General features: G+C 50.9%; 13 protein-coding genes. 11 read left to right on the top strand and 2 right to left on the bottom strand.

Features of this window, described 5'->3' with window-relative positions:
- The 7 genes from leuC to R3177_RS09965 all read left to right on the top strand — a co-directional run.
- Positions 1–1063 (top strand): 3-isopropylmalate dehydratase large subunit (gene leuC / locus R3177_RS09995; RefSeq protein ID WP_318970895.1); only part of this gene is annotated, 1063 nt, incomplete at its 5' end.
- The gene (leuD, locus tag R3177_RS09990; protein WP_318970894.1) at positions 1060–1662 is read left to right on the top strand and encodes a 3-isopropylmalate dehydratase small subunit; all 603 of its coding nucleotides are present in this window, start codon (positions 1060–1062) and stop codon (positions 1660–1662) included. The genes leuC and leuD, both read left to right, overlap by 4 nt.
- A gap of 167 nt (positions 1663–1829) precedes the next feature.
- Positions 1830–2243 carry a hypothetical protein gene (locus R3177_RS09985; protein WP_318970893.1) on the top strand — a complete coding sequence of 138 codons (414 nt, stop codon included), beginning with the start codon at positions 1830–1832 and terminating at the stop codon, positions 2241–2243.
- A gap of 68 nt (positions 2244–2311) precedes the next feature.
- Positions 2312–2647 carry a gamma-glutamylcyclotransferase family protein gene (locus R3177_RS09980; RefSeq protein ID WP_318970892.1) on the top strand — a complete coding sequence of 112 codons (336 nt, stop codon included), beginning with the start codon at positions 2312–2314 and terminating at the stop codon, positions 2645–2647.
- A 2-nt stretch (positions 2648–2649) separates the two neighbouring features.
- Complete coding sequence (locus R3177_RS09975) at positions 2650–3060, top strand: DUF2784 domain-containing protein (protein ID WP_318970891.1); 411 nt, start codon at positions 2650–2652, stop codon at positions 3058–3060.
- A complete protein-coding gene (locus tag R3177_RS09970; RefSeq protein ID WP_318970890.1) occupies positions 3050–3679 on the top strand; it encodes a uracil-DNA glycosylase family protein in 630 nt (209 codons plus the stop codon). The genes R3177_RS09975 and R3177_RS09970 overlap by 11 nt, the downstream gene beginning before the upstream one ends.
- Positions 3676–4176 carry a gamma-glutamylcyclotransferase family protein gene (locus R3177_RS09965; RefSeq protein ID WP_318970889.1) on the top strand — a complete coding sequence of 167 codons (501 nt, stop codon included), beginning with the start codon at positions 3676–3678 and terminating at the stop codon, positions 4174–4176. Before R3177_RS09970 ends, R3177_RS09965 begins: the two co-directional genes overlap by 4 nt.
- Before the next feature lie 85 nt (positions 4177–4261).
- On the opposite strand, the gene R3177_RS09960 is transcribed toward R3177_RS09965, so the two are convergent.
- Positions 4262–5215 (bottom strand): hypothetical protein, encoded by a 954-nt coding sequence (locus R3177_RS09960; protein ID WP_318970888.1) that lies wholly within the window; start codon positions 5213–5215, stop codon positions 4262–4264.
- Positions 5216–5408: 193 nt separating this feature from the next.
- On the opposite strand from R3177_RS09960, the gene R3177_RS09955 reads away from it, so the two are divergent.
- On the top strand, positions 5409–6041 hold the full coding sequence (locus R3177_RS09955) for a trimeric intracellular cation channel family protein (protein WP_318970887.1): 633 nt from the start codon (positions 5409–5411) through the stop codon (positions 6039–6041).
- Here the strand turns inward: R3177_RS09955 and R3177_RS09950 are convergent.
- Positions 5992–7071 (bottom strand): PepSY-associated TM helix domain-containing protein, encoded by a 1080-nt coding sequence (locus R3177_RS09950; protein WP_318970886.1) that lies wholly within the window; start codon positions 7069–7071, stop codon positions 5992–5994. The two genes, R3177_RS09955 and R3177_RS09950, sit on opposite strands and share 50 nt — an antisense overlap.
- Positions 7072–7274: 203 nt before the next feature.
- On the opposite strand from R3177_RS09950, the gene R3177_RS09945 reads away from it, so the two are divergent.
- From R3177_RS09945 to R3177_RS09935, 3 genes are all read left to right on the top strand, one after another.
- Positions 7275–8423 (top strand): DUF418 domain-containing protein, encoded by a 1149-nt coding sequence (locus tag R3177_RS09945; RefSeq protein WP_318970885.1) that lies wholly within the window; start codon positions 7275–7277, stop codon positions 8421–8423.
- A gap of 4 nt (positions 8424–8427) precedes the next feature.
- Complete coding sequence (locus R3177_RS09940) at positions 8428–9054, top strand: YigZ family protein (protein ID WP_318970884.1); 627 nt, start codon at positions 8428–8430, stop codon at positions 9052–9054.
- 129 nt (positions 9055–9183) lie between these two features.
- On the top strand, positions 9184–10076 hold an 893-nt coding region (locus R3177_RS09935; RefSeq protein ID WP_318970883.1), incomplete at its 3' end, for an ATP-binding protein.

Raw genomic sequence — 10076 nt, 5'->3', positions numbered from 1 at the left:
TGGTGATTCCCACACATCGACCCACGGCGCTTTTGGTGCATTAGCCTTTGGTATCGGCACGTCAGAGGTAGAACATGTGCTGGCGACCCAGACATTACCCCAGCAGCAGGCTAAAACGCTGAAAATTGAAATAAATGGCGATTTAAGCCGTCATGTTACGCCAAAAGACGTGATAATGGCGGTCATTGCCAAACTTGGCACCGCCGGCGGCAACGGCTATGTTGCCGAGTTTTGTGGCAGTGCGATTAGTGCAATGAGCATAGAAGGCCGGATGACGCTGTGCAATATGAGTATTGAAATGGGGGCCAAAGCCGGACTGATCGCCCCGGATGAGGCAACCTTTGCTTATCTGCAAGGCAAACCCTATGCCCCCAAAGCAGCGCACTGGGATGCTGCAGTAGCTTACTGGCAAAGCCTGTATTCCGATGCGGATGCAGTATTTGATAAAACCATTGCAATTGATGCCAGCAGCATTACCCCGCAAATTACCTGGGGCACCAATCCCGAGCAGGTCATTGCCATAGATCAGAGCGTGCCCTCGCCTGCGAGCTTCACTGATGCCAGCAAGCGCGACGCTGCTGAGCGTGCACTGGCTTATATGGGGCTGGCCGCCGGCCAGAAACTGACTGACTGTAAAGTCGACGTCGTATTTATCGGTAGCTGCACCAACAGCCGGATTGAAGATTTACGCGCTGCAGCAAGTATCGTCCAAGGCCAGCAGGTTGCCACCGGTGTGCGGGCGTTAGTGGTGCCGGGCTCCGGTATCGTTAAGCGCCAGGCTGAAGCTGAGGGTTTAGCTGATATTTTTAAAAACGCCGGCTTTGAATGGCGCGAGCCAGGCTGCAGCATGTGCCTGGGCATGAACGATGACCGGGTTGCAGCCGGTGAACGCTGCGCCAGCACCAGTAACCGTAATTTTGAAGGCCGGCAGGGTCGCGGCGCCCGCACCCACTTAGTCAGCCCGGCAATGGCCGCGGCCGCCGCTATTGCCGGACAATTTGTTAATATTGCCGCCCCAACTTCTATCCCGGCATCTGTAACAGCAAGCGGAGCACTGGCATGAGTAAAATTTTTGCAAAGGGCCTGGTATGCCCGTTAGATAAAAACAATGTTGATACCGACCAGATCATCCCGAAACAGTTTTTAACCAGTGTTAGCCGAGATGGCTTTGCCGATGCGATGTTTTATGACTGGCGCTACTTGGCCGACGGCAGTCTTAATCCGGATTTTGTCATTAATAAAGCGGAATATCAGGGTGCCGGCATTTTGCTGACCCGGGCTAATTTTGGCTGCGGTTCCAGCCGTGAACATGCGCCCTGGGCCATTTCGCAATCTGGCTTTAATGTCATTATTGCCGAAAGCTTTGCTGATATTTTCTTCAGCAACAGTGTTAACAATGGCATGTTATTAATTCAGTTAAGTAAAACTAATATCGAGCTGCTGTTTAACCGCTGTGCCCAAGGCCCGCAACACTGGCAGATTGACCTGCAAAGCCAGGAAATCATCTTTGGCAACAATGCTGCGCTGGGCTTTAATATTGATGCAGATATTAAACAACGCTTATTATCCGGCCTGGATTTTATCGGCAGTAGCGAGCTGTTAGATTCACAAATAGCTCTGTTTGAGCAACGTCGCAAAGCCAGCCAACCCTGGCTGGGTTAGCACAGCAAGAGAGTTTATTAAAAGCGCACTCTAGCCTTCAGTTTGTGCGCGTTTAATGTCTCGCCAAACGTTGCGCTGTTATATATCATCAATATACGTCTGGCCTGCAAAGCCTGGTTAGATAGTTTGAATATTCCAGGCCAGAGTAATAGCAGAAACTGATAATCATGTTCAGAATAATCCTGTGTCTTATCTTGCTATTGCCAGCAGGTGCAGCAGCCACTGAAATTAAACCTTTCAAGTCTGATGGCTGCAGTTTATTTCCTGATGGTACCCGTGAGCAAAATGATTTGTGGCTGGCATGCTGCATGGCACATGATCACGCGTACTGGAAAGGCGGCACTTATCAGCAGCGGCTTTTAGCAGACAAAGCTCTTGAAGCTTGTGTCGCAAAGGTGGGAGAGCCTGATATTGCCCGTCTGATGTTAGCGGGCGTCAGAGTGGGAGGTACGCCTTTTTTACCAACAACATTTCGTTGGGGGTTTGGCTGGCCCTACCCCAGAGGCTATAAAGCGTTGTCTGCCGACGAAATAAAACAGATAAAATTATTCAGCCCTGATGAGTTCAAACCTCTACAGTAATATTGACTACAGTGTTGGCGACAGTGCAGTGACAGCAGCTACATTGCAGGTAGATAACGGGAGCGCACATGCCTAAACTCTTTTCTTACGGTACCTTGCAGCAAAAAAACGTCCAGCTGGCTAACTTTGGCCGGCAGCTTAACGGTTTTAAAGACAGTCTGCCGGGCTATGTTGTCGGTGAAATAGCAATTACCGAGCCGCGGGTACTGCGGGAAAGTGGCAAAGCGATTCACCCAATCCTGCGCTTTACCGGCAATAGCAGCGATGAAGTGCCCGGCACGGTGTTTGAGCTGAGCGATGAGGAGTTGGCACAAGCTGATGACTATGAAGTCAATGCTTATATCAGAGTAAGCGCCCGCTTGAAATCGGGTACTGACTGCTGGATTTATGCGGCGGCAGATTAGCGATGAATACCTCTGTCATCCTGCTGTTGCTGGCCGATACCATTCTTGTTATCCACTTTCTGTTTGTCCTGTTTGTGGTACTCAGTCTGGTTGTTATTTTTCTGGGTGGCGCATTGAAATGGCAGTGGGTAAGCAATAAAACATTCCGTATTCTGCATTTAATTGCCATTGGGGTCGTTGTGCTGCAAGCCTGGTTAGGCATGATTTGCCCCCTTACTGTCTGGGAGATGGCGTTACGGGAACAAGCCGGTGCCGCAACCTATGCCGGTTCTTTTGTTCAGCACTGGCTGCAGTATTTGTTGTATTACACTGCGCCCGACTGGATATTTATTGCACTGTATACCGGCTTTGGTGCCTTAGTGTTATTAAGTTGGTATCTGGTACCGGTAAGGACTAAAAAACATGGTAGATAACAGGCAATCTGCAGCTGATGCTGCTTTACTTACCAGCGTCCGCCAGTGCACCTTATGTGCGCCGCATTTACCACAGCACCCGCGACCAATACTGCAATGCCACTCCTCAGCCCGCATTCTGATTGCCGGTCAGGCACCTGGTCACAAGGCGCATAATGTCGGTGCTCCCTTCGCTGATGCCAGCGGTGAGCGCTTGCGTTCGTGGTTAGGTCTGACAGAGGCTCAGTTTTACAACCCCAGATTGGTGGCTATTTTACCCATGGGTTTTTGTTTCCCGGGTACCGGCAAAAACGGTGATTTTCCGCCGAGACCAGAATGCGCCCCAACCTGGCAGCAACCACTACTGCAAATGTTAACCAAAGTGCAGCTGACTCTGGTTATTGGCCATTACGCTCAGGCTTATCATCTGGCCGATGCCACAAAGACCGTTACAGAAACCGTCGCAAATTGGCAGCAATACTGGCCGTCAAAAGTGCCGCTGCCTCATCCAAGTCCGCGCAATAACCGCTGGCTTAAACAAAATCCGTGGTTTACTGAGACGCTTTTACCGAAACTTCAGGCCAGAGTGCAGCAGGCGCTGACGGCTGATAACGCTAGCGCAAACAGGGTGTCATCATGAAGTATTTTGCCTATGGCTCCAATATGGCACTGGCCCGGATTAAGCAGCGCATCCCGGGCGCATTGCGGCACGGCGTTGTCAGCCTGGCTCAGCATACACTGCGCTTTCACAAGGTTGGTTATCTTGACGGGTCGGCAAAGTGTGACGCCTTTTTTACCGGCCGAGAAGCTGATCAGGTAATAGGCATGCTGTATAACATTTCCGACAGTGACAAAAGCATCCTGGACAAAATTGAAGGGGTTGGTTTTGGCTATCAGGATAAAGAGGTTCAGGTGACCGACAGCCAGGGTAACAGGATTACGGCACTGACCTATATTGCAACCCATATTGATAGCTCATTGCGGCCCTTTAACTGGTATCTGAACCATGTTTTGCGCGGCGCAACAGAGTGCGGCCTGCCTGGCAGCTATATTGCGGCGATAGCGGCAACTCCAGCTATTGACGACCCGGATAAAGCGCGTGACGCATCAGAACGTGCAGTTTATCCAGCACCCTGACCCCGCAGTGCTACTCCTTTTAAAAAAACAGCAACAAAAAAGGCAGCCTTGCTGCCTTTTTACCGGTATACCTTAGCTTAAGGCGTTAGTTTGCCACCATTTTCAAATTTGCAAATTTAATCATCTGTTCCGGCGTTTGCAGCTCTGCCATTAACGCGCCGGACTGCACTGCCTCAAAGCTTAATGGCTCAGCAAAGCTGATATTAATCTGCAGTTTTTCTGGCTGATTAATAAAGGTGGTCAGGCTTTCTTTCATTTCCAGCGGCAGGTTTTCATCTGCGGTGATTGCCATCAGTGCCATGCCTTTAAGAGCGTCCAGTGGCGGCATTTGTCCCTGGCTACTTGCCATTGCTACCAGCCGCTCGATAAAGCCATTATTGGTGATTACCAGCTCGCCACTTTTCAGTGCACCTTTTACCAGCTTTGCCATAGCGTCGGTCATGTTGTCGTCAGACATCGTTAACTGTTGCTGCTCTTGAGCTGTTTTATCACTCATATCACGGGCGTAAGCCCATAGTTCCTGCATCTTGGCAAAAGAGACATTGTAAGCCAGGCTGAATTCATCGTTTACCCGGGTAACCTGATTAAAATACAGCTCGCCGGTGGCCGGAGTATATTCGTAGCTGTATTCGGCATGCAAAGCCAGGCTTTCAACAAAGGCACTGACATCAGGGGGTAACATTGCCAGCATCGGCTCTGCTATTTTTGCGCCGATAAGTTGTGCGCTGCCGTTATCTGATAAACCCTGGGGCTGTAAACCCACAGCAGTTACCTTATCGATAGTTGCCACCTGGCCCATACCTGCCACGCTGATTTCAAGATCCGTGACACTGTAACGGGAGGTTAATACATTGGCCGACACATCCTGATAACCAATACTGACTGCTGGCATCAGGCCACTTGCCGCCATTTCAGCGTAAGCATTATTGGCCTGCTCAATTTGTTGTTTGATGGCATTTTCGGCTTGTGAATTGGCATAGTAAAAGCCCGCGGCAGCGGCAACCACTGCAACGCCTGCACCTATAACTAATTTCTTCATTGTCATCCTTTGTTCACTATTATTTATAACACGTCATATTTAAAAAAAGTGGCAAATGCTAGCACAACACCTTTGCCATCAACAGCCGGCATTGGAACTATTTATCTGTTACCACCAGCACCTGAAACATTTACCTGCCAGCCAAAGCCTGCTAGCGTGGCGCTATCTATCGGTAGCGGGTTGATACCTTAACATGGCCACTTATTTCTTCTGGTTTGACTTACTGGGCGTTGCCGTTTTCGCCGTATCGGGCACACTGGCCGCGTGGCGCAATCAGATGGATGGCTTTGGCGTCATCGTGCTGGCCAGTGTTACCGCCATCGGTGGCGGTACTCTGCGCGACCTGATTCTGGATGTGCCGGTTATCTGGATAAACAATAACAGCTATTTTTACGCTATTTTTGTTGCGGCAGTGACCACCATATTACTGGTACGCAACCGCTTAACGATCCCGCATAATACGCTACAGCTGTTTGATGCGCTGGGCCTGGCATTTTTCGTTATTATGGGTGCACAAAAGGCGCTGGACCACGGCACCTCTGCGATGGTGGCCATCTTGCTTGGCACCATGAGTGGCGTCTGTGGCGGCATGATCCGCGATGTGCTGTGCCGGGAAATACCCATGGTATTTCGCGGCGAGCTGTATGCAGTAACCTGTCTTGTCGGTGGCGGTGTTTATACCAGTTTACTGATGCTGGGCGTCACCCAATTACCTGCCATGTTAAGCGGCATGGCTGCATTGCTGCTACTACGGCTGGCAGCTCTTAAATGGCAAATCAGTATACCGGTTTTTGGTAAGCCCCATGGCGGGCTGAACGAGCCTTAAGCCGCCGCCAGCTGTAAATCAGCCCTAACAGCAGCAGCATCAGACTAAAAAGCCCCGTCAACAATAGCGCCAGCTTGTATAGCACCCCGCCAATACTGGCGATATGCAACGGATAAAAAGTATTGCGTAACCGCTCTGCAGTGGCCAGGTCTGCGGCAGGCATCGCATACAGCACCCTGTTATCTGCCGGGTGTAATTGCAATATGCCGCGGCCATTCGGGTGCCACTCTGCTACAGCTTTTGCCCTAAAACTGATTGGCGCAGTGGCCTCACGCCTAAAACTTACCAGCCGTAGTGCCTGTTCAGGCCAATGCTGGCGGGCGCTTTGCAGTGCAGCGGTCCAGTTTGTTGCCATTACAGGCACTGAGTCAGTCACAGCAACGGGCTGCGGCGCCGGCTGGGCTTGTGGCAGTAAGCGGTTAAGTACCGTTTGGGTTTGCTGGCCAAATACCATCATCGCGCCGGTTGCTGCGGTTAGCAGTACTAGAGGCAGCAGTAATAACGCCAGCACACTATGATACTGGCGTAAGCTTCGCATTGAACTGTTCAGCACTGGCAATTTAAATAGACGACGGCTGAAACGCCTGGGCCACCATTGCCACAAACCCGTTAACAGCAGTAACAGGCTGAATAAACCGATAAAGCCACTGACAGTATGGCCTTTGTCGCCAGAGAGCAAATTCAGATGAAAATCATACAACCAGTCGAGCCAGTCACTGCGAACCTCGCGGATCAGCAACAACTGGTGTTGGCCATCATAATAATATCGCTGGTTATCAAAGGTGACGGCTTCCAGCCATAACGCGTCGGCTTCGGGGAATTTGACATAACGAAATTGCGGATCCTGTTGCAACTGATTCAGTAACGGGCCCCAGCTGCTGATATCTGCCACCGGCTGAATGTGCTGTAGTTGCGGATATTGCCAGCGCAGCAGCGGGTTTTTATACAGCAATACCGCACCGCTGACGCATAGTAACACCAGCCAGATACCAATAAGCCAGCTCAGATAACGATGCAGTCGTGACACCATACTTAACCTGCAAACAAAATGAGAATTGCTCGCGTTTATAAAAGTCTTCACCAAAGAAGTCAAGCTTGTGCACAGCAATGCTGTCAGCGGCAACTACCCGTTAATTGTCTGTTGTATCCGCCACCTATTTTCGTGATACTGGACGCTTCAGGGATTTATTGATAACAACAGCCGCTGCTGGCTGTTTGTTTCAGCAGGTTTTTATGCAACGTTTGCCTCAGCTGGATATCATTCGTGGTTTTGCCATTCTCGGTATTTTACTGGTAAATGTCTTTGCCTTCGCCAGTCCGCCTGATTACTCCCACAGTTTAGTATGGCGTGACAACATCAGCAGTGTGGATATCGGCCTTTACAATGTGCAGACCCTGTTATTTTCCGGCCGCTTTTTAAGCCTGTTTAATCTGCTGTTTGGCGTCAGTCTGTTACTGATTGTTCAGAAATATGGTGAAGCTTACCTGCAGCGCCGGTTGCACTGGCTGGCACTATTTGGCTTGGTGCATATCAGTTTTATCTGGTTTGGCGATATTTTACTGTGGTACGCGCTGACAGGTTTACTGGTGTTAAATGGCGGCTATCACAAGCTTGACAGTCCTGCTTTGTGGAAAAAAGGCGGCGTACTATTTACGGTTGGTCTGTTTATTCCGGTTATCTACAGTCTGTATCTGTTACTGGCGGGGCTGCCGCCACTGCAACCGCTTGATCCGGCAGAGCTGCTCAGCGCACAGCAACTCTGGACCGGCCCCTACCTTGCTCAGCTCAGAGAGCTGTTTTCACTGAATGTCTTCATGCTGGTGGCCTTTATTCTGACCCTGTACTGGCTGATGGCAGCCTTAATGCTATTTGGTATGGCTTTATATAAATCAGGCTGGTTTGCGCAAGGCTACTCTCTTTCCACAACCTTCATAATTTTTCTAACTGCAGCAATTATCAGCGGCAGTACAGTGTTACTCGATCATATAAGCGGTTATGGTTACGAGTTAAGTATCGTATTGCCGTGGGAGCAAATCAGTGCCCTGCTGATGGCGCTGGCCTTTGCCAGTGCAATGATTAATGCCCGCCGTAAGCCTGAGTTTTATCGTTGGCTGCAAGCCTGGCTGGCCCCCTGCGGCCGCATGGCCTTTACCCTTTATTTAAGCCAGAGTCTGCTAATGGTGTTGCTGTTTAAAGTGCTTAAACCCGACTGGTTTGCCAGCCTCGACCGGCTGGCGCTACTTAGCATTGCCATTGCCACTATTATCCTGCAACTACTATTTTGCCGCTGGTATCTTAAACATTTCTCGCGAGGACCGCTGGAGTGGCTCTGGCGCAGGTTGAGTAAGCAGCCCGCAGCTGCTACCCGTCAAGCTGAGTAATGAAATGACCCCCTACACCGAACTGGCCGCGCCGGTTGAGCATTGCCTGACTGAGAAAAACAGTGAGTTTCTGAGCTTTTTGTTGCCGGTAAGCAGCCGTGATGAGGCGATGAGCTTGGTTAACCAATATCGCGAACAATACCGGGCGGCCAACCATGTTTGCTGGGCTTATATTATTGGCAATACCCGCCAGCCGGAAACGCAGGCTTTCAGCGACGATGGTGAGCCCGCTGGCACCGCAGGCAAACCGATGCTGCATGTCTTAACCGAGCAGGAGCTGGGCAATAGCCTGGCGCTGGTGGTACGTTATTTTGGTGGGGTGAAACTGGGGGCCGGCGGCCTGGTAAGGGCTTACTCGGCAGCGGTGTCGCAGGCCGCAGCAAAAGCAGTTCGCCGCCAGGTATTACCACAACTGCAACTGACACTCCGGCTGGACTTTGCGCTGGAAGCCAAAGCACGCCAGTTATTAAGCGAGCTTGGTGGTCAGTTACTGAGCACCGATTATCAGCAACAGGTAACGCTAAACGTTAGATTGCCGCTTAGCGCCGAAGCAGAATTTCGCAGCCAGCTGCAGAATATCAGCTCTGGCAGCGCGCTGATTAGAGAGCTGGCGGCCGCAGCCGACGCATAAGCCACTGGCTGGGTTAAACTTCCGCTTACTGTGTTTTCAAACTGGCATTTAACCTCATTCCATGGATAATAAGCCGCATTAAAATATCGATTGCGGCGCTTTATTTTTGCGCTGCCGACAGGATGCGCTATGTCTCGTTTACTTCGTATTGTGCTTATTCACACCCACCTGCCCGGGGTGGTGGAATTGCAATTGGATCAGCACACTAATATTTGTGGCACTAATGCCTCGGGTAAAACCACGCTGCAACGGCTGGTGCCGGTATTTTATGGCGAGCAGCCCAACCGGGTGGTACCGAAAACCCGTAAAAAGTTTGATGAGTTTTATCTGCCGTATAGCAACAGCTACCTGATTTACGAATACCAGCGCGAAGGCGGGGCCTTATGTCAGGTGGTATTAACCCGTAAAAGTGATGGCGGGGTGGAATACCGCTTTGTGGCCGCGCCATACCAGAGTGAGTTTTATTTAATTGAAAGCAATGACGGCGTAAAAGCGCTCAGTTACAGCGACTGGGCCGCCAGTATGCGCAGCCGGCCTGAGGTGCAGGTATCGGCGAAAATCAGCGCTACCAGCGAGTATCGCAGCATTATTCAGAACGATGCCGCTGCGCTTAGGGGTAATAATGCCGATAGCGTTAAATTACGCCGGCTGGCCGCCAGCTTTAGTTTAGTCAGTAGTGGCCATAAGCTGCGCCATATTGAAAAGCTGGTCAGTGCCGTGCATGCCAAAGAAGGCAAAATGGACACGCTAAAAGCCATGCTGGCCGCCATTTTTGAAGAAGACGGCGTTACCCTGCCCACCACCAAGGTGAAAAACACCAAGGCGCGGGACTGGATCCAGCAAATGCGCCAGTCGATGCGCCTGGATAAACTGCAGCAGGATTTTGAGCGCTTAAAACAGCTGGCCCAGCAACTGGATGGCAGCGAGGCGCAGTTAGCCGGTTTGTTGCCGCTGCTGGCAAACGATGAGCAAAGCCAGAAGCAGTGCAAAGCCGATGCCGAGCAGCAGGTTAATACCCTGCG

This window comes from Arsukibacterium sp., from assembly GCF_033722355.1.
GTDB lineage: Bacteria > Pseudomonadota > Gammaproteobacteria > Enterobacterales > Alteromonadaceae > Alishewanella.
The sequence above is the reverse complement of the archived record's forward strand: the minus strand, read 5'-3'. Positions and strand labels throughout refer to the sequence as shown.

Excerpts from the sequence above, each read along its gene's own strand:
- leuD (WP_318970894.1), top strand. The coding sequence starts at position 1,060 with ATGAGTAAAATTTTTGCAAAGGGCCTGGTATGCCCGTTAGATAAAAAC.
- R3177_RS09985 (WP_318970893.1), top strand. The coding sequence starts at position 1,830 with ATGTTCAGAATAATCCTGTGTCTTATCTTGCTATTGCCAGCAGGTGCA.
- R3177_RS09980 (WP_318970892.1), top strand. The coding sequence starts at position 2,312 with ATGCCTAAACTCTTTTCTTACGGTACCTTGCAGCAAAAAAACGTCCAG.
- R3177_RS09975 (WP_318970891.1), top strand. The coding sequence starts at position 2,650 with ATGAATACCTCTGTCATCCTGCTGTTGCTGGCCGATACCATTCTTGTT.
- R3177_RS09970 (WP_318970890.1), top strand. The coding sequence starts at position 3,050 with ATGGTAGATAACAGGCAATCTGCAGCTGATGCTGCTTTACTTACCAGC.
- R3177_RS09965 (WP_318970889.1), top strand. The coding sequence starts at position 3,676 with ATGAAGTATTTTGCCTATGGCTCCAATATGGCACTGGCCCGGATTAAG.
- R3177_RS09960 (WP_318970888.1), bottom strand. The coding sequence starts at position 5,215 with ATGAAGAAATTAGTTATAGGTGCAGGCGTTGCAGTGGTTGCCGCTGCC.
- R3177_RS09955 (WP_318970887.1), top strand. The coding sequence starts at position 5,409 with ATGGCCACTTATTTCTTCTGGTTTGACTTACTGGGCGTTGCCGTTTTC.
- R3177_RS09950 (WP_318970886.1), bottom strand. The coding sequence starts at position 7,071 with ATGGTGTCACGACTGCATCGTTATCTGAGCTGGCTTATTGGTATCTGG.
- R3177_RS09945 (WP_318970885.1), top strand. The coding sequence starts at position 7,275 with ATGCAACGTTTGCCTCAGCTGGATATCATTCGTGGTTTTGCCATTCTC.
- R3177_RS09940 (WP_318970884.1), top strand. The coding sequence starts at position 8,428 with ATGACCCCCTACACCGAACTGGCCGCGCCGGTTGAGCATTGCCTGACT.